Source organism: Actinoplanes sp. NPDC089786 (assembly GCF_040684855.1).
In the GTDB taxonomy this organism is placed as follows: Bacteria; Actinomycetota; Actinomycetes; order Mycobacteriales; family Micromonosporaceae; genus Actinoplanes.
This window is the reverse complement of record NZ_JBFBGU010000002.1, coordinates 99,439-123,165: the sequence shown is the minus strand read 5'-3', so window position 1 is coordinate 123,165 and position 23,727 is coordinate 99,439. Positions and strand designations below refer to the sequence as shown.

The 23,727-nt window shown below is 70.7% G+C and carries 24 protein-coding genes; 9 read left to right on the top strand and 15 right to left on the bottom strand.

Going from position 1 to position 23,727, the window contains the following annotated elements; genetic code table 11:
* Positions 1-115: 115 nt before the first annotated feature.
* Genes AB0O15_RS11415 through AB0O15_RS11390 form a run of 6 tightly spaced genes read left to right on the top strand, consistent with a single transcriptional unit; the run spans position 116 to position 7,431 of the window.
* Positions 116-1,012, top strand: coding sequence for a DUF6282 family protein (locus AB0O15_RS11415; protein ID WP_364317366.1), 897 nt, complete (start codon positions 116-118; stop codon positions 1,010-1,012).
* Positions 1,012-1,953: a 3-keto-5-aminohexanoate cleavage protein gene (locus AB0O15_RS11410; protein ID WP_364317365.1), complete on the top strand. Its 942-nt coding sequence runs from the start codon at positions 1,012-1,014 to the stop codon at positions 1,951-1,953. The genes AB0O15_RS11415 and AB0O15_RS11410 overlap by 1 nt, the downstream gene beginning before the upstream one ends.
* Positions 1,950-2,879, top strand: coding sequence for a hypothetical protein (locus tag AB0O15_RS11405; RefSeq protein ID WP_364317363.1), 930 nt, complete (start codon positions 1,950-1,952; stop codon positions 2,877-2,879). The genes AB0O15_RS11410 and AB0O15_RS11405 overlap by 4 nt, the downstream gene beginning before the upstream one ends.
* The gene (locus AB0O15_RS11400; protein WP_364317361.1) at positions 2,869-3,600 is read left to right on the top strand and encodes an SDR family NAD(P)-dependent oxidoreductase; all 732 of its coding nucleotides are present in this window, start codon (positions 2,869-2,871) and stop codon (positions 3,598-3,600) included. Before AB0O15_RS11405 ends, AB0O15_RS11400 begins: the two co-directional genes overlap by 11 nt.
* A complete protein-coding gene (locus AB0O15_RS11395) occupies positions 3,593-4,720 on the top strand; it encodes an iron-containing alcohol dehydrogenase (protein WP_364317359.1) in 1,128 nt (375 codons plus the stop codon). Before AB0O15_RS11400 ends, AB0O15_RS11395 begins: the two co-directional genes overlap by 8 nt.
* 50 nt (positions 4,721-4,770) lie before the next feature.
* Positions 4,771-7,431, top strand: a complete 2,661-nt coding sequence (locus tag AB0O15_RS11390) for a hypothetical protein (protein WP_364317358.1) — start codon at positions 4,771-4,773, stop codon at positions 7,429-7,431.
* A 50-nt stretch (positions 7,432-7,481) separates the two neighbouring features.
* On the opposite strand, the gene AB0O15_RS11385 is transcribed toward AB0O15_RS11390, so the two are convergent.
* From AB0O15_RS11385 to AB0O15_RS11365, 5 genes are read right to left on the bottom strand one after another with little or no spacing between them, the layout of a single operon-like run.
* Complete coding sequence (locus tag AB0O15_RS11385) at positions 7,482-7,907, bottom strand: SRPBCC domain-containing protein (RefSeq protein WP_364317357.1); 426 nt, start codon at positions 7,905-7,907, stop codon at positions 7,482-7,484.
* A complete protein-coding gene (locus AB0O15_RS11380) occupies positions 7,897-8,253 on the bottom strand; it encodes a metalloregulator ArsR/SmtB family transcription factor (RefSeq protein ID WP_364317355.1) in 357 nt (118 codons plus the stop codon). The genes AB0O15_RS11385 and AB0O15_RS11380 overlap by 11 nt, the downstream gene beginning before the upstream one ends.
* Positions 8,246-8,620, bottom strand: a complete 375-nt coding sequence (locus AB0O15_RS11375) for a VOC family protein (RefSeq protein WP_364317353.1) — start codon at positions 8,618-8,620, stop codon at positions 8,246-8,248. The genes AB0O15_RS11380 and AB0O15_RS11375 overlap by 8 nt, the downstream gene beginning before the upstream one ends.
* A 33-nt stretch (positions 8,621-8,653) precedes the next feature.
* Positions 8,654-9,418: a metalloregulator ArsR/SmtB family transcription factor gene (locus AB0O15_RS11370; RefSeq protein WP_364318114.1), complete on the bottom strand. Its 765-nt coding sequence runs from the start codon at positions 9,416-9,418 to the stop codon at positions 8,654-8,656.
* Between the two features lie 42 nt (positions 9,419-9,460).
* Positions 9,461-10,030 (bottom strand): hypothetical protein, encoded by a 570-nt coding sequence (locus AB0O15_RS11365; protein WP_364317352.1) that lies wholly within the window; start codon positions 10,028-10,030, stop codon positions 9,461-9,463.
* 183 nt (positions 10,031-10,213) lie between these two features.
* On the opposite strand from AB0O15_RS11365, the gene AB0O15_RS11360 reads away from it, so the two are divergent.
* Positions 10,214-11,479 carry a polysaccharide lyase family 1 protein gene (locus AB0O15_RS11360; protein WP_364317350.1) on the top strand — a complete coding sequence of 422 codons (1,266 nt, stop codon included), beginning with the start codon at positions 10,214-10,216 and terminating at the stop codon, positions 11,477-11,479.
* Here AB0O15_RS11360 and AB0O15_RS11355 read toward each other — a convergent pair.
* The 5 genes from AB0O15_RS11355 to AB0O15_RS11335 all read right to left on the bottom strand — a co-directional run bounded on the left by AB0O15_RS11355 (position 11,451) and on the right by AB0O15_RS11335 (position 14,938).
* Positions 11,451-12,500 (bottom strand): hypothetical protein, encoded by a 1,050-nt coding sequence (locus AB0O15_RS11355; RefSeq protein WP_364317348.1) that lies wholly within the window; start codon positions 12,498-12,500, stop codon positions 11,451-11,453. The two genes, AB0O15_RS11360 and AB0O15_RS11355, sit on opposite strands and share 29 nt — an antisense overlap.
* Entirely contained in the window at positions 12,497-12,988 is a 492-nt protein-coding gene (locus AB0O15_RS11350) for a SigE family RNA polymerase sigma factor (protein ID WP_364317347.1), read from the bottom strand. The genes AB0O15_RS11355 and AB0O15_RS11350 overlap by 4 nt, the downstream gene beginning before the upstream one ends.
* A gap of 128 nt (positions 12,989-13,116) precedes the next feature.
* Positions 13,117-13,434 (bottom strand): hypothetical protein, encoded by a 318-nt coding sequence (locus tag AB0O15_RS11345; protein ID WP_364317345.1) that lies wholly within the window; start codon positions 13,432-13,434, stop codon positions 13,117-13,119.
* Positions 13,435-13,641: 207 nt separating this feature from the next.
* Positions 13,642-13,932 carry a hypothetical protein gene (locus AB0O15_RS11340; RefSeq protein ID WP_364317343.1) on the bottom strand — a complete coding sequence of 97 codons (291 nt, stop codon included), beginning with the start codon at positions 13,930-13,932 and terminating at the stop codon, positions 13,642-13,644.
* A 55-nt stretch (positions 13,933-13,987) separates the two neighbouring features.
* Positions 13,988-14,938 (bottom strand): helix-turn-helix domain-containing protein, encoded by a 951-nt coding sequence (locus tag AB0O15_RS11335; RefSeq protein WP_364317341.1) that lies wholly within the window; start codon positions 14,936-14,938, stop codon positions 13,988-13,990.
* Positions 14,939-15,047: 109 nt separating this feature from the next.
* Here AB0O15_RS11335 and AB0O15_RS11330 point away from each other — a divergent pair, with 109 nt between their 5' ends.
* Positions 15,048-15,863 carry a hypothetical protein gene (locus AB0O15_RS11330; protein ID WP_364317340.1) on the top strand — a complete coding sequence of 272 codons (816 nt, stop codon included), beginning with the start codon at positions 15,048-15,050 and terminating at the stop codon, positions 15,861-15,863.
* 78 nt (positions 15,864-15,941) lie between these two features.
* On the opposite strand, the gene AB0O15_RS11325 is transcribed toward AB0O15_RS11330, so the two are convergent.
* From AB0O15_RS11325 to AB0O15_RS11310, 4 genes are all read right to left on the bottom strand, one after another.
* The gene (locus tag AB0O15_RS11325; RefSeq protein WP_364317338.1) at positions 15,942-16,553 is read right to left on the bottom strand and encodes a hypothetical protein; all 612 of its coding nucleotides are present in this window, start codon (positions 16,551-16,553) and stop codon (positions 15,942-15,944) included.
* Positions 16,554-16,563: 10 nt separating this feature from the next.
* On the bottom strand, positions 16,564-18,726 hold the full coding sequence (locus tag AB0O15_RS11320; protein ID WP_364317337.1) for a glycoside hydrolase domain-containing protein: 2,163 nt from the start codon (positions 18,724-18,726) through the stop codon (positions 16,564-16,566).
* Positions 18,727-18,809: 83 nt separating this feature from the next.
* The gene (locus AB0O15_RS11315) at positions 18,810-20,072 is read right to left on the bottom strand and encodes a hypothetical protein (RefSeq protein WP_364317335.1); all 1,263 of its coding nucleotides are present in this window, start codon (positions 20,070-20,072) and stop codon (positions 18,810-18,812) included.
* A gap of 69 nt (positions 20,073-20,141) precedes the next feature.
* Positions 20,142-20,330 (bottom strand): sigma factor, encoded by a 189-nt coding sequence (locus AB0O15_RS11310; protein WP_364317334.1) that lies wholly within the window; start codon positions 20,328-20,330, stop codon positions 20,142-20,144.
* A gap of 226 nt (positions 20,331-20,556) precedes the next feature.
* On the opposite strand from AB0O15_RS11310, the gene AB0O15_RS11305 reads away from it, so the two are divergent.
* Entirely contained in the window at positions 20,557-22,137 is a 1,581-nt protein-coding gene (locus AB0O15_RS11305; protein ID WP_364317332.1) for a D-glucuronyl C5-epimerase family protein, read from the top strand.
* Positions 22,138-22,186: 49 nt separating this feature from the next.
* On the opposite strand, the gene AB0O15_RS11300 is transcribed toward AB0O15_RS11305, so the two are convergent.
* Positions 22,187-23,680, bottom strand: a complete 1,494-nt coding sequence (locus tag AB0O15_RS11300; protein ID WP_364317330.1) for a family 43 glycosylhydrolase — start codon at positions 23,678-23,680, stop codon at positions 22,187-22,189.
* Between the last annotated feature and the right edge of the window lie 47 nt (positions 23,681-23,727).

Sequence of the window (23,727 nt, the reverse complement as noted above, 5' to 3'; positions counted from 1 at the left end):
CGGTCACATCGCGAACATATGACGGCAACAAACGGGCCTTCGAGTCTGGACAGGTGCGATCCTGCGTCCATATGGTGAACGACACGTGCGACATGCGAACAAGTGGAGGCGCTGGATGACCACCCCCGAGCTCCTGAAGGTCCTGGACGGCACGGTGGACCTCCACTGCCACTCCGGCCCGAGCCCGTTCCCGCGGCGGATCGACCACGTGGAGGCGTCCTACGACGGCGCCCGGATCAACATGCGCGCGATCCTGGTCAAGTCGCATCACCACAACACCGTGATGGACCTGCTGGCCATGAAGACCCCGCTGAAGGACGCGCCCACCCCGATGTACGGGGGCGTCGCGCTGAACTCCGAGGTCGGCGGGATCAACCCGTCGGCCGTCGCGGTCGCCATCACCATGGGCGGGCGATGTGTGTGGGGACCGACGGTCTCGGCCGGTCAGCACATCCGCGCGCACACCCACGACGACGGCTTCCCGAGCGCCACCGGCAACCTGTACGAGAAGGAGGAGTCGATCTTCGACGAGCACGGCGACGTCTCGGCCGACACCGACACCGTGACCCGCCTGGTCGCCGAGGCCGGCATCCTGCTCACCGGTGGCCACCTGCACGGCGAGGCGATGAAGGCGCTGTTCAAGAACGCAAGCGGCAACGGGGTCAAGCGGCTGCTGCTGCACCACCCGGACTACATCGTGAACGCCGCCGAGACCGACATCGAGGAGATGCTCTCCTACGGCGCCTTCGTCGAGCACGAGCTGGCCATGTACCACCCGGACGTCAAGGCGACCGGCTGGAAGATCGAGCGGCTGGTCGATTGGATCACCCGGATCGGGCCCGAGCGCACGGTGATCAACTCCGACCTCGGCCAGCAGGGCAACCCGCTGCCGGTCGACGGCTACCTGCTGATCGTCGAGCAGCTGCTCGGCCACGGGATCAAGGCGGCCGACATCCGGCAGATGATCTGCCGCAACACCGCCTACCTGCTCGGGCTGGAAGAGACCAACTGATGCGCCGCGCCGAGAAGGTCATCATCACGACCGCGGTCACCGGCTCGGTCAACGTACCCTCGCAGAGCCCTTATCTGCCGTTGACCGTCGACGAGGTGGCCACGGCGGCGATCGAGGCGGTGGCGGCCGGGTCGGCGATCGTCCACCTGCACGCGCGACATCCGGACGGTCGGCCGGCCTTCGAACCGGACCTGTTCGAGGAGATCGTCGAGAAGGTCACCGCGGGCACCGACGACGTGGTCGTCAACATCACCACCGGCGGCTCCTCGGCCATGACCATGGACGAACGGCTGGCCGGCGCGCTGCGGATCCGGCCCGAGATCGCCTCGCTGAACATGGGCTCGATGAACTTCGTGTACGCCGGGATCGCCGACCGGGTCACCGAGTGGAAGCACGACTGGGAGAAGCAGTACGTGCTCAACACGTACGCGCATCCCTTCGTCAACTCGTTCGACCAGATCGAGCACACCCTGCGGGCGCTGGGCGAGCACGGCACGCGGTTCGAGTACGAGTGCTACGACATCGGGCACCTCTACTCGCTGGCCCATTTCGTGGACCGCGGCCTCGCCCCGGCGCCGCTGCTGATCCAGGGCGTCTTCGGGATCCTCGGCGGGATCGGGGCCGACCACGAGAACCTCGAACACATGGTGCGGATCGCCGACAAGCTGTTCGGGGACGACTACCGGTTCTCCGCGTTCGCCGCCGGGCGCGACCAGATGCAGTTCGGCACGCACAGCGCCTGGCTCGGCGGCCACGTGCGGGTCGGGCTGGAGGACAGCCTGTGGCTCGGCAAGGGCCGCCTGGCCACCACCAACGCCGAGCAGGTCACCAAGATCCGCGAGGTGATCGAGGACCTGGGCAAGGAGATCGCCACCCCGGCCGACGCCCGCGCGATGCTCGCCCTGCGCGGCGCCTCTTCTGATCGGAGCACACCGGCATGACCACGTACGCGGCCGACGACATCCGCTCGCGCCTGGCCCCCGCGACCAGACCCGACCCGGGCACCCCGATCCGGAAGTCGCAGTGGATCGAGTTCCTCGCTCACGAGCCGACCCAGACGGGTACGCACGGCAGCCGCACGTGGATCGCCCGCGCGGCCAACCTGGTGCTCGCCTACACCGAGGCCAAGGCCGGCGACCTGTTCGAGCGGACCGGCCAGCCCGACGAGTACGCGATCCTCCAGTACTCCGGCAGCGCCCCGATCACGGTCACCGCCTCCGGGACGACCGAGACGGTGGCGGAGGAAGCCTTCGTGGTCGTGCCGCCGGGCGACAGCTCGGTGAAAGTGGACGCTGACGGCGTACTCATCCGGCTCTTCTCGGCCGTGGCCGGCGACCTCACCGCCGTGGCGCTCAACGCGGAGTCGTACGCGGAGCCCGACGAACGAGCCGCGCCCCTGATTCCCTGGCCCGACCCGGTCGGCGGGTTCCGCCTGCGCGTCTACCGCCTGGCCGACACCCCGATCACCGAGGGCCGCTTCGGCCGCATCTTCCGCACGACCAACCTGATGGTGAACTTCCTGGCCGAGGAGACGCGACCACGCGACCCGCTGAAGCTGTCGCCGCACCACCACGACGACTTCGAGCAGATCTCGCTGGCCGTGAAGGGCCGCTTCCAGCACCACATCCGCTACCCGTGGGGGCCCGACTCGACGCGCTGGCGCGAGGACGAGCACGCCGAGATCGCCACGCCGTCGATCTGCGTGATCCCGCCGCCGACCGTGCACACCACCCAGGGCGTCGGCGACCACCAGCAGCTGATCGACATCTTCGGCCCGCCCCGGGCGGACTTCAGCGCCCAGGGCTGGGTCCTCAACGCCGCCGACTATCCGGCCCCTTCGTCATCCGAGGAAACTGATGCTGACTGACAAGGTGGTGCTCGTCGTCGGGGCGAGCACCGGGATCGGGGCCGACGCCGCGCGGGTGTTCGCCGCCCACGGCGCCCGGCTCATGCTCGTCGCCCGCAGCGAGGAGCCGCTGGCCAAGCTGGCCGCCGAGCTGGACGCCGCCTACTGCGCCGGCGACATCGCCTCGGCCGCGGACGTCGCCCGGTTCGTGGACGCCTGCCTGGCGAGGTTCGGCCGGCTCGACGGCGCCTTCAACAACGCCGCGATGACCCAGGGCGGGCGCGTCGACCAGGTGCCCGAGGCCGACTTCGACCGGATCCTCCAGGTCAACATCAAGGGCACCTGGCTCTGCCTGCGCGAGGAGATCCGCGCCATGGAGCCGGCCGGCCGGGGCTCGATCGTCAACGTGAGCAGCATCGGCGGGTTGCGGGGCAGCTCCGGGATGGGCGCCTACCAGGCCACCAAGCACGCGGTCATCGGGCTCACCCGCACCGCGGCGCACGACGTCGGCCCGCTCGGCATCCGGGTCAACGTGATCGCCCCCGGCCCGACCGAGTCGCCGATGCTCGACCAGACCCGGATCAACATCCCCGGCGGCGTGGAGGCGCGGATCGCGGCGACCCCGCTGCGGAAGGCGGGCACTGGGGCCGAGGTCGGCGAGGTGGTGTCGTTCCTGCTCAGCGACCTCTCGAGCCACCTCAGCGGCGTGATCCTGCCGGTCGACGGTGGTTTCGTTGCGTGACGCCGGCACGCTCCGGGTCGCCCCGAGGGTGCACTTCGGATTCGGCGCCCGGTCGCAGCTGCCGGTGCTGCTGAGCGGCCGCGTCCTCGCCGTGGTGGACCCGTTCCTGCTGGGTCACCCGGTCCTCGACCTGCTGGGCGACGCCCGGATCCACTCCGACGTGACACCGGAGCTGCCGGTCGGGACGCTCGACGAGGCCGGGTCGCTCGCGCGGACCTTCGCTCCGGACGTCATCGTGGCCATCGGCGGGGGCAGCGCCCTCGACGCGGCCAAGCTCATCGCGCTGCTCGCCACCCACGACGGGCCGCTCAGCCGCTACTACGGCGAGAACCTGGTGCCCGGCCCGGTCGTGCCGGTCATCGCCCTGCCGACCACGGCCGGAACCGGCTCGGAGGTGACGCCGGTCGCGGTCGTCTCCGACCCGGACCGTGAGCTCAAGGTCGGCATCTCCAGCCCGTTCCTGGTGCCGGCCGTCGCCATCGTCGACCCGGAACTCACCATGGGCGCGCCCACGACCGTCACCGCGTACTCCGGGATCGACGCCCTGGTCCACGCGGCCGAATCCTTCACCGCCCGCCGTCTCGACCTGGACTGGTCGGCCGAGCTGCCGGTCTTCACCGGGCGCAACGCGCTCGCCGAGCCGCTCGCGCTGCGGGCGGCCGCGCACCTCGGGCCGTGGCTGCCGGTGGCCGTGCGCGCGCCGGGGGACCGCCGGGCCCGGGAGGAGGTGGCGAAGGGGTCCCTGCTGGCCGGCCTGGCCTTCGGCTCCACCGGCACGCACCTCTGCCACGCCCTGCAATATCCGATCGGCGCCCTGACCAAGACCCCGCACGGCCTGGGTACGGGTCTGCTGCTGCCGTACGTCCTGCCGTTGCTGGACCCGGACCGGGTGAGCGAGTTCGGCGTGGCGCTCGGCACCGACGACGCCGTCGGCCGGATCGCCGAGATCAACCGGGCCATCGGCGTGCCCGCGTCGCTGTCCGACATCGGTGTACGGCGTGACCAGCTGCCACGCATCGCCGACCTGGCCCTCGGCTCGGCCCGGCTGCTCGCCATCGCCCCGATCGACCCGACCCGCGAGGTGCTGCTCGACATCCTCGAGCGCGCCCTCCGCGGATGACTGCTTAGACCTCGATCGACTGATTTGCGCGCATCGATTAGAACTGGGCGATGCGTAGAGTTTTGACGGCCGCCGCCGCCGCGGTGGCCCTGCTGATCGGGACCGGCGGTGCGGCGTGGGCCGACCCGCCGACGTCACCGGTTCCGGACCGCCTGCCCTCGGGCTGGTCCCTCGACGACGACAAGCTGGTCTGGACCGCGCCCCGGCCCGTTCCCATGGGGGACGCCGCGGTCGAGTTCTGGTCCGGCGACCGCCTGCTGGGCCGGGCCCGGGGGGCCGCCGACCAGCGCACGTTCCGGATGCCGGTGCCGGACGACACCGACGATCTCTCGGTACGCGCCGCGGGGAAGCGCCTCGACGCCGCCGCCCCGCCGCAGCGCCGGAAGGGGGCCGCACCCGCCGCCCGGCCCGCGCCCTCGCCGGCCGGTGAGCTCGACCCGGGCGCCCCCGGGCCGTACGCGACCACCACCGGCGAGTACGACCTGCCCTCGGCGAAGCTGCCCGACTTCCCGGCCGACGTCGAGATGCGGGGCGTCGTCGTCGCGCCCACCAACGCGCCCGGCCCCCGGCCGCTGGCGTTGTTCCTGCACGGCCGGCACTACACCTGCTACCAGGGCGACGACCCGGACAAGATCACCGGCGACTGGCCCTGCCCCGAAGGCCTGGCCGAGGTGCCCAGCTACCGCGGCTATCTCCAGTCGCAGCAACTGCTCGCCTCGCAGGGCTACGTCACCGTGTCGATCTCGGCCAATGGCATCAACGGGCAGGACTTCGCGGCCGACGACGGCGGCGCCCAGGCCCGGTCGTCGCTGGTCCGGCTGCACCTCGCGCAGTGGGCCGCGCGCAACCCGGCCATCGCCCGGGTCGCGCCCCAGGCCGACCTGTCCAAGGTCTTCCTCGTCGGCCACTCGCGTGGTGGCGAGGGCGTCAACCGGGCCGCCATGGACACGCTGAACCCGCCGCCCGCCGCGGTGGACGGTTACCACGGCAAGGTCGGCTGGACGATCCGCGGCACGCTGCTGATCGGGCCGACGATCTTCGGGCACGACCCGGTGCCGGACGTCCCGTCGGCGACCATCCTGCCCGGCTGCGACGGCGACGTGTCCGACCTCCAGGGCCAGATCTTCGTCGACGGCACCCGTGGCGTCGGCAACGGCAAGGCCCTGCACAGCGCGCTGCTGTTTGTCGGGGCCAACCACAACTACTTCAACACCGAGTGGACACCCGGCCAGTCGGCGGCGCCGTCCTTCGACGACTTCTTCACCGATCCCGGCGCGCCCGACCCGCTCTGTTCGCCCGGCACGCCGACCCGGCTCACCGAGCGTCAGCAGCAGACCGCCGGGGCGACCTACATCGCCACCGCCGCGCGGCTGTTCGTGGCCGGGGACGACCGGGCCCGGCCGCTGCTCGACGGCACCGGGGTCCGGGCGCCGTCGGCCGACCCGGCGCGCGTGCTGAGCCACGCCGTCGGCGCCGGGCGTACCCCCGCGATCCTGCCCGACGCCCGTCCCGCGGTGACCGGCGGCAAGCTCTGCCTCCAGGTCGCGGCCGATCCGGCCGACGCGTGCCTGGTCAACGAGGACTTCTCCGGCGGGTCACCGCACTTCACGCCGTTCTTCGTGGTCTCCCCCGAGGAGGGGCGGTACGCCGTACGCGTGGACGGGCCGGCCACCATCCGCCCGGCCAAGCCCGCGTCCCTGGCCGGGGCGTCCGACCTGGCCGTGCGCCTGATCGTGCCGCCGAACACCACCGGCCGGTTCGGGCTCTCGGCGTCGTCGCCCGGCGGCAAGACCTTCGACCTCGGCGACGTGACCGTGGAGGGGGCCCCGGGCAGCGAGTCCACCTCGTCGTACTGGGCCCGCGAGGTGCGGGTCGAGCGGCCGAAGGGCCTGACGTCGCTGGCCTCGCTGTCGGTGACCCCGCGCCAGGCCGGGCCGTCCTGGCTGATCGACGCCTGGGGCTTCCGGCCCGGCACCCCGGCGCCGTCCGCGACCGCCCTGTCCCGCATCGACGTCGGCGAGATCGAGGCCACCGAGGGTGACTCGGGCACGGCGACCTACCAGGTGCCGGTCGCGGTCAAGGGCAAGGCCGGCGGCAAGGTCCGGCTGTTCCTGGTCGACCCCGACACCTTCTCGGCCCGGTCGTGGGTCGCCGACGTGCGGCCCGGATCGTCGCGCATCGACGTCCCGGTGGAGGTCACCGGCAACGACACGTACGGCGGTTCGGAACGCTGGTATGTGCTGGCCAAGGCCGTCCGCAACACGATGGTGGGTGACTACGAGGGCGGGGTCGACGTACGCGAGGACGACCCGCGCCCCGACATCACCGTGACGCCGGCGTCGGTCACGGCGGCCGAGGGCGGCTCGCTGACCTGGACGATCAACCTGTCGGCGGCCGCCGAGGTGCCGATCTACCTGATCTTCCTCCCGCAGCCCACCGAGGCCGAACTGTCCAGCACCGACGTCGACCCGGAATGGTTCACCGGCAACAGCGGCGAGAGCTATGAGCCGTCGCGGGCCCTCTCGTCGACCGGCCTCCAGCCGTTCGTCGAGGTCGAGGCGGGCACGACCACGGCCCAGCTGATCATGCCCACGGTGACCGACGACGCGGCCGAGGGCGCCGAGAACGTCCGCTGGCAGGCCACGGTCTACAACTTCGACACCGGGGAGCTGGAACCCCTGAGCGTGGTCAACGGAACCCTGACCGACTGACGATCCCCAGCTCGACGGCGGCGCCCCGGTTCGTCCGGGGCGCCGCCTTGCTACATCGCGGCGAGCTCGGCCTCCAGCGCACGCATGATCTTCGTCCGCCAGCCGCCGCCCATGATCTGCATCGCCTGCTGCTGGAAGGGGTCGTCCGGGTCGAAGCCGTCGTGTCGCAGGAACAGCCGGGTGCCGTGCCCCTCGCCGGTCAGCGTCCAGGTCACGGTGCTGTCCAGGGCACCGTTCTGCCATGACCACCGCAGCAGGCGCTCCGGCTCCAGGTCGAGCACCCGGCAGTGCACGAGGCCGTCGAAACCGGGCCGCGGCTCGGTGCGGAAGGTGAAGCCGTGCCCGACGACCGGGGCGAAGTCGCTGGGCATCAGCCACCGGGCCAGCCGTTCCGGATCGGTCAGCGCCCGCCACACCTTGGCCGGCGGATGGGGCAGGTACTGGTCGACCTCGATCGAGGTACGTTCAGTCGTCATCGTCGGCCTCGTTCTCGTCGTCGGTGTCCAGGAAGTCGTCGGTGTCCAGGAAGGTGGCCAGGTCGCGCAGGCGGTCCTGCCAGAAGCGCTCGTACGGCGCCAGCCACCCGGCGAGCTCGTGCAACGGCTCGGCCCGCAGGGAGTAGAGCCGCTGGCGGCCGGCCCGGCGCTCGGTGACCAGGCCGGCGTCCTTGAGCAGGCGCAGATGTTCCGACAGGCTCGGCCGGCTCATCTCGAACCGCTCGGCCAGCCGCGCCACCGGGTGGGGGCCACCCTCGCGCAGCACCCGGAGCACCTCGCGGCGGGCCGGGTTGGCGATCGCGGTGAAGACGTCGACCTCAGGCACGCGGCGCGCCCTGCAGCACCAGGCGGTTGCCGTTCGGATCGGCGAACACCGCGTACCGCCCCCACGGCGCGTCCTGCACACCCTCCGGAATCGCCACACCCTTGCCGGTCAGCGCCGCGACCTCGGCGTCGATGTCGTCGGCCCGCAGCACCAGACCCTGGAGCGACCCGGCCGGCATCGTGTCGAACCAGGTGACCAGCGTGATCGAGGTGTGACCGCCCGGGGGCGCGACCTGGATCCACTGCTGGGCCGGCCCCATCGGGGTCTGGCGCACCAGCTCGAAGCCGAGCGTGCCGACGTAGAAGTCGCGGGCCCGCTCCGGGTCGCCGACCGGCAGGGACACCACGTCGATGTGAGTGATCGTCATGCCGCCCACAATAGGTAGGAGATTTCCTACCGGTCAAGCCCCGGACATCTCCCACGGGGCCTGCGGCAGCTCGGCGCCGGTCTCGAGCAGGGACTTCAGGTTGGAGAGCACGGCCGGCCAGCCGCCCGAGATGTCGCGGTAGTCGTCCATGGTGGCCAGCCGTTCGTGGGTCACGGTCAGGCGCACGATGTCCTGGTAGGGCTCGATCAGGAAGGTGACGACCGACGGTTCCCGGTCCGCCGGCGCGCTGTCCCCGAAGGTGATGACCAGCCGGGTCGGCGGCTGGGCGGTGATCACGGTGCCGGCCGCGTCGGCGATGCCGGAGCCGTCGACGCGGCGGTGTTCCCATGAGGAGCCGGGCTGCCAGTCGGAGACGTTGGCGTGGCCCCAGAACCGCGCCGTCAGGTCGGCGTCGGTGAGGGCCCGCCAGACCTGCTCGGCGCCGGCCTGGATGTAGGTGACGTAGACGTACGTGGGCACGGAGGTCATGGCTTCCCTTTCTGCCTGGCGCTTGATCGCGCTGAGCGCCCCGAGGCGGGGCCGGTCGAAGGCGGAGATCCAGCGCTCCTCGATCTCGTGGATGGGCGCCGGATTCAGGTAGTGCAGCCGCTCGCGTCCGCGCCGGACGACGGTCACCAGGTTGACCCGCACGAGGATGTCGAGGTGCTGCGTGGCCGACTGCCGCGCCATGGCCAGGTGCTCGCAGAGCTCGCGCAGCGTCTGGCCGTTGCGTTCACGCAGGCGGTCGAGCAGGAGCAGTCTCGTCGGATCGGCGAGAGCCTTGAACAGCTGCTCCATCTCGTTCACCGCGCCATTATGCAGGCAAACACCTGCCTAATGTCAACGCGCCGCGCTCAGGCGGTACTCCCACAGGCGGTTGAGGGTGACGTCCACGGTGTCCAGCAGGGTGTTGGTGATCGTCAGGTTGGCCAGCTGAAGGTCGGTGCTCTGCGCCCAGACGACCGTGGCGCACAGGCCGGCGGTGGTGCTGGTCCGGGTCGCGCAGGACTGGAACATCGGCCACGCCGGGTCGCCGGGGGCGTAGCGGCGGCCGTCCGGATTGACCAGCGCGGCCCACGCCGCCGGGGTGAGCGTGGCGTCGACCGTGAACTCCAGCCGGGCGTCGCCGACGCCGACGATGGTCAGCGGAGGAGAGCCGGCCGGGATGAAAACCGTGCCCGTGTACGTGCCGGCGCGGACCGCGATCCACCGCCGGTCGGCGCCGCCGGATCGGAACGCCGCGTCGACCACCTCCTGCACGGTGGCGAAACCGCCCCGCCCGACCACGAAGTCGGCCTGGCGCATCCGGATCGGCGCCGGCCGCCACGGGTCGGCCACCGGCGCGTCATAGGGGCCGGACCAGGCCAGGTACGCCGCCGGCGTGAACCGGGCGGCCTCGTCGGACGACAACACCGGCCGCGGTGGGAGTGCCCGGCGCCGTCACGAACAGAACGGCCGCCACCAACCAGGAGAACATGACCGGGAATCGTAGGATTCGAAGGACATCAATGGCCAGACAAGTCGGTCATTGCAAATTTCCTGCACATTCCCAGCCATTGACGTACGTCGAAAATCGGGCGCATCTTCGTACCCATGTCGTCCTTTGTCGTGGCCCTCCTGACCGCAACCGCCCTCGCCGTGCCGGCACCGCAGACGGCCCGGGCGACGGCCGCGCCGGACGACGGCTGGGGCGGCGGGACCACCGGTGGGGCCACCGCCGACGCCACGCATGTGACCACCGTGCGGAACCGCGCCGAGCTCCTCGCGGCCGTCGCCGGCGACACCCCGAAGATCGTTGTCGTCGCCGGTCGGATCGACCTGAATGAGGGCCGGAACTGCGCGTCCTACGCCGATCCGGAATACGACCTGGACGCCTTTCTCGCCGCCTATGACCCGGCGGTCTGGGGCCGGGCGACCAAGCCGGCCGGCCCGCTCGAGGACGCCCGCGTGCGGTCCGCCCGGACCCAGGGCGAGCAGATCCGGGTCAACGTCGGCTCCAACACCACGATCGTCGGCGGCCGCGGCGCCCGCATCGACCACGGCAGCCTGGCGCTCACCAACGTCAGCAACGTGATCGTGCGGGGCATCGAGTTCACCGACGCCGCCGACTGCTTCCCGGCCTGGGACCCGACCGACGGCGCCGGCGGCAACTGGAACTCGCTCTACGACCTGATCTCGCTCAGCGGCGCCACGCGCGTCTGGATCGACCACAACACCTTCGGCGACGGCGACAACCCGGACGCGGACCAGCCCGAGCGCTTCGGGCGGCCGTACCAGGTGCACGACGGCGCCACCGACATCATCCGCGGATCCGACCTGGTCACGGTCTCCTACAACGACTACGGCAACCACGACAAGACGATGCTGATCGGCTCGACCGACTCGCCGGGCGTGGACGTGGGCCGGCTGCGCGTGACCGTGCACCACAACCGCTTCGGCAACGTGCTGCAGCGGGCGCCGCGCGTCCGGTTCGGACAGGTGGACGTGTTCAACAACCTGTTCGTCGCCACCGACGACGACTACCAGTACTCGCTGGGGGTGGGCGTCGAGTCGGCCATCTATGCCGAGAACAACTTCTTCGTGCTCGGCCTGGAGACTCCCGCCGCCGACGTCATCCACTACTGGAAGGGCACGCGGATCACCGCGATCGGATCGCTGGTCGCGACGCCCGGCCGGCTGCCGCGGCGGGTGGATCTGGTCGCGGCCTACAACGCGGCGTACGACCCGGACCTGGCGCCCGACGCCGGTTGGCGGCCCACGCTGCGGACCCGGCTGGACCCGGCCGTGGCGGTGCCGCTGATCGTGGCGGCCACGGCCGGGTCGCGCCGGCTCAGCCCATCGGCGGCTTCCAGTCGGTAGGTTGCGAGCACGGGTAGAACTCGGCGTCCTCGGCCATCCGGATGATCTCCGCCTCGGTCATGCCCGGGCTGGTGAGGAACTCGATGTCGCACGTGGGCGTGCGGACGACGAGGGAATCACGGCGCACCGACGGGTGCCCGAAATAGCCGGGGAACCCGTTGATGTCGGCGGTCTCGCGGAACATCTTCGTGCCCGCCCGCTTCGTGACGTTCACGTCGACCTGGCGCTTGTCGTGGGCGGCGCTGGTCGGGAACGTGAGGGTCATGTTGATGTAGCTGCCGGACGTGAACTTGCCCGGCTCGCCCCGGCTGGTGATGCCGGTGAACGTGAGACCCGGCGGCAGCCAGCCGAACCGGATCGGCGCCGGCACCGGGCGGGGCTTACCGATCTGGATCGCCTCGGCCACGCTGAGCAACAAGGCTCGGTCGTTCTCGGCCAACGGGTTGAGCGGCAGCCTGGCCATTGACTCGGCGGACGGACTCTTGCGCGCCGTGAAGCGGACGGCGATCAGGGTTCCGTCGGTGAAGCGCCAGTTCAGGGTCTGGAAGAACCCGTCGTCCTGGAGGGACGCCTCGCGTCCCCGCACGCTCATCGCCTGCTTCGGGGAACCAACGATGCTGCCGTACCGGTCGGGGCTGCCCGGTGGATAGGCGTAGACGTCGAAGAAGTACTCCGCGCCCGCCGCCTTGACCGACAAGGACTGGAACTGGCCGCTGGCGCTCGTCCCGAAGTCGCCCAGGACCAGGCCCTCGACCGGGCCCACCTCCAGCGTCATGTCCTGGGCGGTGCGGGCCCGGTCGGGCACGGCGGGAATCACCCGGGCGGCCTGCATCCGCAAGCCGGTCGGCACGCCCACGGCGACCACGGCGACGACCGCCGCCGCCGCGGCCAGCCGGATGACCCGGCGGCGCTTGCGGATGCGGGTCGCCCCACGCTGGGCCGCCTCGATCAGGCCGAGGCCGTCCGGCGCCTGGGCGGCGCGATCGTCCAGGGTACGCAGCAAGTCGGCGAGCTTCGTCATGACCTCACCCCTTCGGCGGCTCGGTGGTCGGTGATCTCGATGCGGAGGGTGGCAAGCGCCCGGCTGGCGTACCCGCGGACCGTGCCCGGCCGGCAACGCAGCGTCTCGGCGATCTCGTCGTCGGTCAGGCCCTCGTAGTAGCGGAGCACGAGCACCGCCCGCTGCTGACGGGGCAGGTCGCCGAGCAGGTGCCAGAGCCGGTCACCGTGCTCGGGGTCGGGGTCCGGCGGCGGGGCCGGCTCGTGGCCCGGTCCGAGCGGGACGGTCTGGAACTTCCGGCGGCGCCGCCAGCTGAGGAACTGGTTCGTCAGGATCTTGCGGACGTACGCGTACGGCTCTTCGACCTTGACGATCCGGTCCCACTTGACGAGGGCCCGCGTGAGCGACTCCTGGACCAGGTCCTGGGCCTCCTCCCGGTCGGTGCACAGCAGCGTGGCACACCGCATCAGCGCGGGCAATCGAGCAGCGGCGAACTCCTCGAACCGCATCGAATAGGACCCCTTCCCCGTATGTCCCGACCCTATTCAAACGCGGTGCCGCGCCGATCTGTTGTGCCGCCGGGCAACAAAAAACGCGACCGCGGGCCGGGGCCCGCGGTCGCGTCGAGGAGCGTCGGTCACGCCTGGCCGGCAGGCGGGGCCTGAGCGGCGGGAACGGCCTCGGCGGCCGCCGCCTCACGCTGGGCCTTGCGCGCCCGGAAGACCTGGACGATCGCGAGGATCGGCACGATGAAGGCGTAGTACGAGATGATCACGGTGCCGCCGTCGAACACGAACAGCAGGTAACCGGCGTAGACCACGAACGCGGCCGCGAACACGCCGTCGAGGATGCGGGCGCCCTTCGACTGGCCGAAGCCGCCGAGGCCGAGCACGGCGAGGATCGCGCCGCTGACGAAGAGAAGGGCGATATAGGCGAAGAAGGTGCCGTCGGACACGAGAACTCCAAGGTGGATACGCGGTGGATAGGCGGCAGACCTTAGGGCCGGGGGTACGGGCTCCGCTGCCCCGTTTCAGCTTCTAGTGAGCTGGCTCACAGGAAATCTTCAGCTTCGCGGCCGCTCACCAATGGCTGAACGCCTCGCGGTGGCGTCGCGGCGCCTTCGCGGCCGGCCACCGCCCGGCCGCGGAACCGTGCCGCGGGATCAGCGCAGCCACAGCAGCAGGATGATCAGGCCGGACAGGGCGGCCGCGCCGCCCAGGAAGGCGAGCACCTCGATCAGGGTGTGCCGGCCCAGGGCGGCCACCTCGGCGGTGGCGGTGCCGGTCACCCAGCGGCCCGGTTCGAGCCGGTCGCGGCCGGGGCCGACCCGGCCCGCGGCCGTGATCGGGAGGTCCGCCTCGGTGATGTACTCGCGGTCGTAGTATTCGTCGCCGCCGTAGCGCTGGGCGGATTCCTGGTTGACGTGGTTGAGGGTCACCGTGAAACGCATCATCGGGTCGCGCGTGTCGAAGAGCTTCCGTCGCCCGTTCAGCCGGGTGTCCCGCCGGTCAGCAGAGCCGACCCGAGTGGGTCATCGTGTGCAGAACCGCCTTGCCGGCCCGGCTGGTGTGGATCAGCCGGGCCTCGCGCAGCACCGCGGTGTGCTGACTGACGGAGGCCGCGCTCACCCCGATCCGCCGGGCCAGTTCCGTCGTGGTCCGCCCGTCACCGATGCATTCCAGCACCGCCGTCCGGGTGCGGCCGATGAGCGCCTCCGTCGGGCCGCCCGGGCCGGACCACGGGCTCTGGCTCAGGTCGTGCTCGATCGGATAGACGAGCACCGGCGGCAGCGTCGTGTCGTGCAGCACATCGGGCGTGCCCCAGGACAGGTAGGACGGGATCAGCCGCAGCCCACGGCCGTCGAGCCACACCGACTGATCGAAGGGGATGTCCACCTCGAGCACCGGCCGGTTCCATCGCATCATCGGCCGGAAACTGTCCAGCAGCGCTTCGGTGCCCCGGTCCAGCAGAATGCGGGCGCGCCGGGCCCGTTCGGCATCGATCTGCGCCTGCGCCTTCGGCCAGAACGGCGCGACCACCGCCTCGTACTGCGAACGGACCGCCGCCGCGACCCGGCCCAGGGTCTCCGGGTCGCCGTCGGCGAGGCCTCGCATCCAGGACGGGGTCGGCTTCCCGAGCCCGGCGAGTTCGGTCATCTCGGCCCGCAGGCGGGTCACCGGCGTGGTCATCAGCGCCTCGAGGGCCTGCGACAGGCCCTGGCCGGCCTCGGCCGGTGTGAGGAAGTCGGGGTAGTACCTCGGCTGCACGAGCGGCAGCAACAGGTCGAGATCGGGTCGCCGGACCGCCCGGAGCGCGTGCTCCCGCCACTGCCCGAAGATCAGTCCCGGTCCCGGCTGACGCAGCCGGAACACGCTGAACACGGTCTCCCACATCGGATCGGGCGCACCGGCCATCCGTACCCGGCCCATGTCGTCCGGTGTGAAATGAATCCGCAACACGCCGACCCCCGTTGACGTCCCAATGATGACCGTCACTCTAGGGGCCGTCGTTTCAGGTGTGCCTGAAAGGTCTTGTTGGTCCATTCGGTACGCCGTTAGACAGAGATCCATGACCATTCGACGTACCACTCTCCGAGCGACGGCCTCGCGGGCCCTCGCGGCTGCCGCCTTCGTCGCCGTGGCGCTCACCGCACCGGGCGCGGCGCTGGCCCAGGACAAGCCGGCCCCCACCGTGGCGTCCCGCGACACCGATGCCGAACGAGCCATCGCCCAGCGGGCCGCGGCCGAGCGCCGGAAGTCGGGTGACGCGCCGGCCGAGCAGGTTGCCCGCGGCATCGCGCTGTTCCACCGCAACCATCCCGGCTACGTCGCGCCCCGGCCCGGCCCGGACGGCGTGGCGCCGATCGATGCGGTGATCAAGGCGGCGGACCGGTCCCGCGCCCCCGCCTCGGCCCGGGCGGCGGGCACCGAGTGCACCCCGAGCTGGGGCACGATCCAGTGGGGCGACACCGGCCGCATGATGGTGCCGCGCCACTACCCGGAAACCAACTCGTATCCGGTCTGGACCAACGGCAACCCGCAGACCGAGCCCTGGAACACGTGGGTGTTGTTGTGCCGGGACAACGCCTGGAGCGCGGGCGACTACGCCATCTACTTCAACGCCACCGGTCACTACCTGCGGGTCGGCTGGGGCGATGTGCTGTACGGCGACGCCACGTCGATCAGCGGGACCGGAAATCTGCTGCGCATCCGCCAGTACGACGGCAACTGGCAGACCCTGTGGTCGCCGTTGGTCTACGGCTGGGTGACCGGCCAGACCGACAGCTGGATCGGCGCCGGCGCGGTCGGGCTCAACGGCAACACCCTGTTCAAGGTCCGGCCCATGCCGTCCGGCCTGCCGTGTGACCCGTACGGCATCTGCTGACCGAACCGATGACAGGGGCCCCTCCGAGGCGGAGGGGCCCCTGCTTTCCTGGATACCGGGCCTCAGCGATAGCGGACCTCAGCGCCGCCGGACCCCTTCCGGGCCGGCCACCACGCCGGCGGTCGGCCTGCGCCGCCCGGTCCGGGTGGGCCGGCTGGTGTCGAGGCGGGCCGCCACCCGGGCCAGCGTCGCGTCGTGGGCCGGCACGGCCAGGTGGAAGTGCGACGCCTTGACCGGCTGGAGATCTCCGCCCCAGGACACGGTGCCCTCGCAGTTGAGCAGGATGTCCCGGACGACCGTCTCGTGGTGCGGTGCGAGGGGCTCGATGCCGCCCAGCGGATAGGCCCGCGGGTACAGCGCGATGGCCGTGCCGGACAGGTGGTTGGACTCGAATGCGGCGGCCGACGCGCGGTCGGTCCGGTGCCCGGTGATGCCGCCCTCGCCGGTGTCGAGCGGGGCGATCTCGTAGTGCCAGCGGCGGGCGATGTGCAGCAGGACCGCGGCGGCCGCCCCGGTGCGCAGCACGACGGAGGCGGCCGAGCCGGCCACGCGGAACGTGGCCACGGCGTCCGGGTCGATCGGCCAGCGGTTGGCCGAGGTGCGGGTCGCCGCTTCCGCACCGGTGAAGGGCACGAGGCTGACCGCACCGGCGCCGGCCACGGCGCCGAGCAGAGTACGTCGGGTAACCATGGTGATCTCCTCAGCTGACCAGGAACGAGACGCCGGGGTCGCCACCGTCGCGCCACACGTTGTGGTCGAGGCCCCATCCCGGCTGGAAGTCGAACTCGCGGATCTGATTGAGCGACCAGTTCTCCGGCAGCGGGAACCCGAGGTTGCCGGAGAAGCCCCAGGACATGCCCGAGACCAGCGACCAGCGGGCGCCGACCTCCCGGCTCACCCGCGTGCACACGTTGCGCGAGCCGTAGACGCCGTACGCGTACCGGTTGCCCGATGACGCCAGGCCGTCGGCCACGCCCCGGAAGTAGGGCTTGACGCTGCTGTCGATGTCGACGTCCAGCGCGTCGTAGTCGACCGCGAAGTAGATGCAGGTGTTGGGCGGGATGCCGTGCTCGACGGACTTCTCGTGGGCCTTCAGCGCCTGCTGGTAGCCCTTGTCGTAGGTGAAGTTGGCGAGCTGGGTGCCGTTCCACTGGAAGATCGGCAGGAGCCGGAGCCCGGCGTTCAGGATCGTCCGCGGTTCCCCGGGCTTCAGCGCCTTGCCGAGGTAGGAGGGGTCGCCCGGCGCGATGTGCTCGTCGAGGTAGCGCCCCACGATCCGGTAACCGGCCGCGTACAGCGCCTGACCGCGAGCCGCCGTGATCTCGGTGATGCCGTCGCAGCCGGCGGCCGGCCTGGCCGTGTCGCCGCACGAGACCAGCAGCTGCGCCCAGGTGGTGAAGTCGTTGGTCACGGTCGGCGGGATCTGCGAGAAGCCCTGGAACGCGCGCAGCCAGGCGGTGTGGGAGGGGGTCGGCGCGTCGGTGTCGATGTCACCGGCCGCGTACGAGATCGAGACCGGGCTGGGGCTGCCCGCCATCAGCGTCGGCGAGTTGAAATAGCAGGCCGACCGGAACAGGTACCGCAACTCGCCGCTGAGCGCCTGCGAGCCACGGCCCCTGAGCGCCGCTTGGGTGCCCGGGCCGAAGTTGCCGTTGATGACGCCCGGGTCCAGGCCGAGCTCGTACTGCAGGGCCATCATGAAGCCCTGCTGGACGTCGCGCGAGTAGTAGCCGTCGCACGGCACCAGGCTCATGGCGGGCACGCCGACCTCGCCCACCCAGCGCTGGTTGAGGTGCTGCTGCACCCGCCGGATGGTGGTGTCGCCGCCCGGCACCATCTTGAACTGGTCCATCCGCATCAGGCCGCGGCAGATGTGCGGCCACATCCGCCGGGCGACGACCCCGTAGTCGAAGCCGGCGTCACTGTAGAGCCGTACGAGTGCGGTCCGCGAGTCGATGTTCCACTCGGACAGGTCGGTCGCCGTCCAGTAGCCCTTGCACCACAGAGCCGCGTTGTAGAGTCGGATCAGATTGGTGTTGGTCTCGTCCTCGGGCAGCTTGCCGCGGTTCTTCACCGCGGTGAACGTGGCCGGCCCGAAACTCTGCACAGTGGGCGAGATGCCGTGCTCGTACTGCAGGCCCTGGGTCAGGGCGTACACGGTGGACCAGCCGGTGCGGCCGTTCTCGGGGCAGCTGAGATAGCCCGGTGCGTAGCCGGCGTAGGTGGCGTTGACCCACTTCTGCGCGGCGTAGACGTAGATGTCGGCCGGGCCGCTCCACGGCACGGCCGGATCGATGGTCGAGCCGGGCTGGGCGTACATGTGCAGGTGGCCCGGGCAGTCGGTGGCGTAGCCGTGCGAGTGCGGAAAGATCAGACCACCGGTCCGCCTCGGCGCCTCGTCCCGCAGATGGGCGATGAGCGACCGGTACGACCGCAGCATCGCCTCGGTGGGGAGGTTGCCCGCCCGGAGCAGGCCGCAGATCGAGTAGAAGGCGGCGTTGCGGCCGTAACCGCTGCCCGGGATGTAGCCGGGCGCGTTGGCCTCGCCCCGCTCGTAGCCGCGGCCCTGGTAGATGTTGCCGTGCGGGCAGATCAGGAAGTTGTAGCCGATGTCCCAGTTGTAGTCGTCGTTGCGGGTGTGCCGGTCGTAGACCTCGGCGATGTCGCGCTTGCAGTCGGTCTCATCGAAATACTCGTTGGATCCGGGCAGGGGGAAGTCCGCGCCACGGTAGTGGATGAACACCCCACCGACCGGATCCCAGGCCGGGTTGTCGCTCGGCGCCGGCGGCGCCGCCGCGTGGGCCCGCTTGCCCTCCACGACGAACTCCGCCCAGACGGAGCGGGGAATGATGGTGAATTCCATCCGCCGGACGATCCCTGCTCCGTTCCCGGCGCCACAAGACTGTTCAGTCCCGCCTTAAAAGCTTTGAGGAGCGGGCCGGAGGCTCACTCGCAGCGCCACACCACCGCCTGGATGACCTCGTCCTTGTTGTCGGACTGGCCGGCGATGAACCGCCCGTCGTCACTGATCGTGGTGGCGATGGTGGTCACCCCGTCGCCGGGGTTCTTGCCGAGGTCGGGCAGCCGGACCGCCGTGCCGCCGGCGACCAGCGTGGCGTACCCCTTGGCGTCGGTGCCGACCATCCAGCCCAGCGCGTTGACCTCGTCGGCGGGATCCTTGAGCTGCTTGACGACCTGGGCCTGACCGGTGCGCAGGTTCCACCGCACGGCGAAGATCGGGGCGCTCGCGCTCTTGGCGCCACCACCGGAGCCGGGCGCGATCTTCTCCGTGCTCGCCATGCCGGTCGCCCAGCCGTCACTGACGTCGAACGCCTGCGCGACCGCGGCCGGCCGGCCGTCGATCTCGGGCATCGGCAGTTCGCGCATCTCGCCGTCCGCCGTCCACATCACCGGCGTCTCGAAGTTCAGGCCACCGACGATCGTCCCGTCCTCGGCGATGTCCATCGGCCGGGTCGACGTCGTGCCCGCCGGCACCGGCAGCGGCACCGGCTCGGCGGTCGGCGACGGCCACCTCAGCCCGGCGCCGGCCGACAGGTTCGCGCCGTTCGCGACGCCGACGACCACGCCGGCGTTGTTGATCGCGCGCGGTTCCGCGTACTTCGGGCCGCGCATCTTGATCACCTTGCCACCCGCGTACGCGTACGGGACCGGCCCGACGGCCTCGCCCTGGTAGCTCCAGCCGACCGCGTCGCCGGCCGAGTTGACGTCCTGGAGCGACTCCTCCGAGTCGCCGGGCAGCATGACCTTCTTGCCCTTGCCGTCGTTCCAGATCACCGCCTGGTAGCCGCCGGCCTTCGGGTAGGAGCGCCCGACGACGTACTTCCCGGTCGGGTCGGCCCCGCTGACCAGGGCCATCGGCGCGTTGTCGGGCGGCTTGAGCCGGTGGATCACGCAGCCGGCGGGTGCCTTCGCGGTCGGCGCCACGGCGGGCGCCGACGCGGACGGCTTGGGCTTTCCGCCGGCCGCGGCCTCGGGCGCCGGGGGTGCCGCCTGGTCGCCGGCGGCCAGGTTGATCGCGACCGAGGTGCCGGTCACCGCGATCGCGGTCAGCGCGGCGGCGCCCGCGTACCCGGCGCTCCGGCGTACCCGGCGCCGGCGACCGACGTCCATCGCCTTGCGGATGTTCACGGTCGAGGGGGTGTCCGGCTCGTCGCTCAGTGACCGCAGCAGGTCCACTTCGGAAGGCATCTGTCTGCTCCTAGATGATCGGGGTACGGCCGGCGAGCTCGCGGAGTCCGAGCTGGCCCCGCAGCGTGGTCAGCCCGCGGGAGGTGTGGCTCTTGACGGTTCCGGCGGCTGCCACTTCACGTACAGCGTGGTGATGGTCTGCTGGACCAGGTCGTCGGCGCGGTGTCCGTCGCCGGTCAGGACGTACGCCAGCCGCCGCAGCGCGGGCACCCGCGCCGTGACGTATTCGACATACTCGTCGTCCGAACCATCCCGCATCGCCCATCCCTCCGACCGCCGTCGCGACATGGACGAGATCGGGAACCCATCCGGTTGGCATCGAATTCTGACCGAACGGGGCAGCACGACCTCCGCTGTCTCGTATATAACCATTCGGCAGGCTTGCACCTGCGTCGATGATCCATTTCGTAGTGTCCTATGTAGATCGGGTGGTGGCGGCGTGGCCGTCGGTTCATGGACCGGTAAGAGAGTTCGGCGATGGGTGGTGGGCGCGTTCGCGGGCCTGCTCGTCCTGGGCGGGGGCGGCTATCTGACCGTCGTGTCCCAGGACGCCGACGCGATCCCGGTGATCCCGGGCGACGCGGCGCCGAGACCGGTGTTCAAGCCGAAGGAGTACCAGGAGCCCCAGGACCCGGCCTGGCCGAACGCGCCCGGCGCCGACCTCGGCCCGTCCGACAGCGACCCGCTGCTCAAGGCGCCGCAGATCCCGACCGAGGAACAGCGCCCGGGCACGGCCGACGAGATGAACCTGCTCCGTACGGTCAAGGAGCCGTTCAACCTGACCACCCTGCCGTGGAACCGGCGGTACGTGTCGGCCAGCGTGATCACCTCGTTCCCGAACGAGACCAGCGGCGGCGTGTGCATGGACAAGCGCACCAACCCGCCCCGGCCCCACCCGGTCGCCGCCGCGCACTGCGGCCAGATGATGTGGAACAACTACCGGCTGACCAATGATCCGGCCTGGCTGACCAAGGCGAAGCTGCAGGCCCGGTGGCTGATCAACTTCAAGCAGGTGTATTCCGGGGCCTGGTTCTACCCCTACCTGTGGGACCACACGCTGCCCGCCTCGTCGACCAAGCCGACCGTCGTGCTGAAGAAGCCGTGGTACTCGGCGATGGCGCAGGGTGAGTCGCTGAGCCTGTTCGTCCGGCTGTACGAGACCACCAAGCAGGCGGAGTTCAAGCAGGCCGCCGACATGACGCTGAACTCGCTGATCATCGCGCCCAAGGCGGGCAAGCCGTGGGCCACCTGGACCTGGTACGACTACATGTGGTTCGAGGAGACGACGTTCACCTCGGCCACCGGCGACCGGATCCTCAACGGGCACATGTTCGCGGCCTTCGGCGTCTACGACTACTGGGTCCTCACCCAGGACCGGCGGGCGCGTGAGCTGCTCAAGGCCTCGCTGGCGACGGCCCTGACCTACGGCGGCCGGCTGCGGAACGTGAACTGGCGGTCGTACTACGACGACTACCGGCGCGGCGACTCGCGGGGTTACCACTTCACCCACACGTCGCAGCTGCGCTACCTGGCCGAGATGACCGGTGACCAGCGCTTCAACCGGGCCGCCCTGATGCTGTGGCTCGACTACCCGGAAGAGATCACCAACAACGCGATGTACATCGCCAAGGGCACCGTGGCGACGTACAAGCTGGTCAACGGCAAGCCGGTGTTCCACAAGAACGTCGCCGTGCCGAGCAACCAGCTGACCGTGATGAGCTGGCGTGGCCGGGTCAAGGGCTACAGCGGCTTCTACCAGCTGGCCGGCGCGGGCGTCCTCAAGGGCCTGTACGTGCAGCAGAAGGCCTTCACCGCGTACGTCAACAAGCCGTCCGACCTGTTCGTGTTCCGCATCCCGTTCAAGCCGACCACGAAGGCGGCGTCGGTCAAGTACCGCACCTTCGACAAGGATGGCAACGCGGGCGCCACCATCACCGCCGAGCCGGGCACGGGCGAACCGGTGCAGATCGGCATGTACGGCGTGATCAAGGGCACGCAGTACTACCAGGTCTTCGGCGGCGAGTACGACGGCATGTGGGTGGCCGGCAGCGAACTCAACATCTGAGCCGGACCGGGCCCGGCCGCCTCACCGGCGGCCGGGCCCCGGGCCAGTTCTACTGGTTCGTGATCGCCACGTTGTCGAAGGCGGCGGCCGCGTTGAACACCCGGACCCCGGACGCCCCGGCGGCGAAGGTGGCGTCGGTGACGGTGATCCTGGGCGTGGTCAGGTTGTCCACGTACACCTTGATCGTCGAACCGGTGGCCGTCACGCGCAGGTGGTAGCGCTGCCCGGCGACGACCGGCAGCGCCGCCGCGCCGAGCTGGGTCCAGTTGTTGTCGGCCCGGCCCAGCACGACCCGGCCGGCCGGGGTGATGCCGGCGTAGTAGCCGCGGTAGGCGTCGGTGCCGGTCCCCAGGCCGGTCGCCCGGAACACCAGCCCGGCGTCGCCCACGCCCGAGGTGACCGTGACGTCGAGGTCGTAGGTCGCGTTCACGTGGTTGTCGTCGAGCAGGGACTTCCCGCCGTACGAGGCGGTGGTGCGGTACTGCCCGCCGCTGACCGACCAGGCGCCGCCGAAGGTTCGCCAGCCGACCGCGTTGCCGTCCGCGAAGTTGTCCTTGACCAGCATCGTCACCCGCTGGATGGTGCCGTCCGGGTTGAAGTTCATCCGGTCGTAGGCGAGCTGCCGCGCGTTGCCGTCGGTCTCCGACAGCGGCCGCCGGTGGTAGAAGATGTACCAGGTGTCGGTGCCCGGGATGTTCAGCACCGAGTTGTGCCCGGCGCCGCGTGCCACCGCGGAGTCCTGCGCGAGGACCCGGTCCAGGCGGGTGAAGGGCCCGGTCGGTGAGTCGGCGATCGCGTACGCCACCGAGTAGTTCGGGCCGGTCCAGCCGCCCTCCGACCACATCAGGTAGTACTTGCCGTTCTTCTTGAACATCTGCGGGCCCTCGACGTACCCGCTCGGCGTGATCTCCTTGAACGTGGAGCCGTCGGCGAACGTACCGAGGCTGGTCATGTCCGCGTTCAGCTTGGCCACGTTGGCGTGCCCCCAGCCGCCGTAGTAGATGTACGCCTGCCCGTCGTCGTCGATGAACACGTCCTGGTCGATCGGCTGGGCGCCGTTCACGAACTGCGCGATCAGCGGCCGCCCGATCGCGTCGGTGTAGGGGCCCTCGGGCCGGTCGGCCACGGCCACCCCGATGCCGCCGAGCTCGCTGTTGCTCTGGATGTCGTTGGCCCCGAAGTACAGGTAGTACTTGCCGTTGCGGGTGATCGGGGCGGGCGCCCAGACCGCGCGGCGGGCCCAGCTCACGTTCGCGGTGGTCAGGACGTTCGGGTGCTTGGTCCAGGTGATCAGGTCGGTCGAGGAGAAGGCGTCGAGATAGGTCTGTTCCGCGTACGGGCGGGAAGACGTCGGGAACACGTAGTAGCGGTTGTTGTAGATGGCCACGTCCGGGTCGGCGTACCACCCGGCGACGAACGGGTTGCCCGCCTCGGCGGTGGTGTAGTCGGGCAGCGCCGCGGACGCCGGGGCGCTCGCCATGGTGGCGGCGAGCACTCCCGCGACGGCGGCGACCTTCCGCGCGGTTCCTCCAAGTATCGACATTCAACGATGTTTGCTGTTGTTGGTTCGTGTCGTCAAGCGTTCACTCG

What these genes read in the sequence shown, in the direction of transcription:
- AB0O15_RS11315 (WP_364317335.1), bottom strand. Translation starts at nt 20,072, where the DNA reads ATGCCTTCCGAAGTGGACCTGCTGCGGTCACTGAGCGACGAGCCGGAC.
- AB0O15_RS11360 (WP_364317350.1), top strand. Translation starts at nt 10,214, where the DNA reads ATGTCGTCCTTTGTCGTGGCCCTCCTGACCGCAACCGCCCTCGCCGTG.
- AB0O15_RS11350 (WP_364317347.1), bottom strand. Translation starts at nt 12,988, where the DNA reads ATGCGGTTCGAGGAGTTCGCCGCTGCTCGATTGCCCGCGCTGATGCGG.
- AB0O15_RS11330 (WP_364317340.1), top strand. Translation starts at nt 15,048, where the DNA reads ATGACCATTCGACGTACCACTCTCCGAGCGACGGCCTCGCGGGCCCTC.
- AB0O15_RS11300 (WP_364317330.1), bottom strand. Translation starts at nt 23,680, where the DNA reads ATGTCGATACTTGGAGGAACCGCGCGGAAGGTCGCCGCCGTCGCGGGA.
- AB0O15_RS11355 (WP_364317348.1), bottom strand. Translation starts at nt 12,500, where the DNA reads ATGACGAAGCTCGCCGACTTGCTGCGTACCCTGGACGATCGCGCCGCC.
- AB0O15_RS11375 (WP_364317353.1), bottom strand. Translation starts at nt 8,620, where the DNA reads ATGACGATCACTCACATCGACGTGGTGTCCCTGCCGGTCGGCGACCCG.
- AB0O15_RS11385 (WP_364317357.1), bottom strand. Translation starts at nt 7,907, where the DNA reads ATGACGACTGAACGTACCTCGATCGAGGTCGACCAGTACCTGCCCCAT.
- AB0O15_RS11320 (WP_364317337.1), bottom strand. Translation starts at nt 18,726, where the DNA reads ATGGAATTCACCATCATTCCCCGCTCCGTCTGGGCGGAGTTCGTCGTG.
- AB0O15_RS11410 (WP_364317365.1), top strand. Translation starts at nt 1,012, where the DNA reads ATGCGCCGCGCCGAGAAGGTCATCATCACGACCGCGGTCACCGGCTCG.
- AB0O15_RS11340 (WP_364317343.1), bottom strand. Translation starts at nt 13,932, where the DNA reads ATGATGCGTTTCACGGTGACCCTCAACCACGTCAACCAGGAATCCGCC.
- AB0O15_RS11310 (WP_364317334.1), bottom strand. Translation starts at nt 20,330, where the DNA reads ATGCGGGATGGTTCGGACGACGAGTATGTCGAATACGTCACGGCGCGG.
- AB0O15_RS11370 (WP_364318114.1), bottom strand. Translation starts at nt 9,418, where the DNA reads ATGGAGCAGCTGTTCAAGGCTCTCGCCGATCCGACGAGACTGCTCCTG.
- AB0O15_RS11325 (WP_364317338.1), bottom strand. Translation starts at nt 16,553, where the DNA reads ATGGTTACCCGACGTACTCTGCTCGGCGCCGTGGCCGGCGCCGGTGCG.
- AB0O15_RS11390 (WP_364317358.1), top strand. Translation starts at nt 4,771, where the DNA reads ATGCGTAGAGTTTTGACGGCCGCCGCCGCCGCGGTGGCCCTGCTGATC.
- AB0O15_RS11400 (WP_364317361.1), top strand. Translation starts at nt 2,869, where the DNA reads ATGCTGACTGACAAGGTGGTGCTCGTCGTCGGGGCGAGCACCGGGATC.
- AB0O15_RS11405 (WP_364317363.1), top strand. Translation starts at nt 1,950, where the DNA reads ATGACCACGTACGCGGCCGACGACATCCGCTCGCGCCTGGCCCCCGCG.
- AB0O15_RS11415 (WP_364317366.1), top strand. Translation starts at nt 116, where the DNA reads ATGACCACCCCCGAGCTCCTGAAGGTCCTGGACGGCACGGTGGACCTC.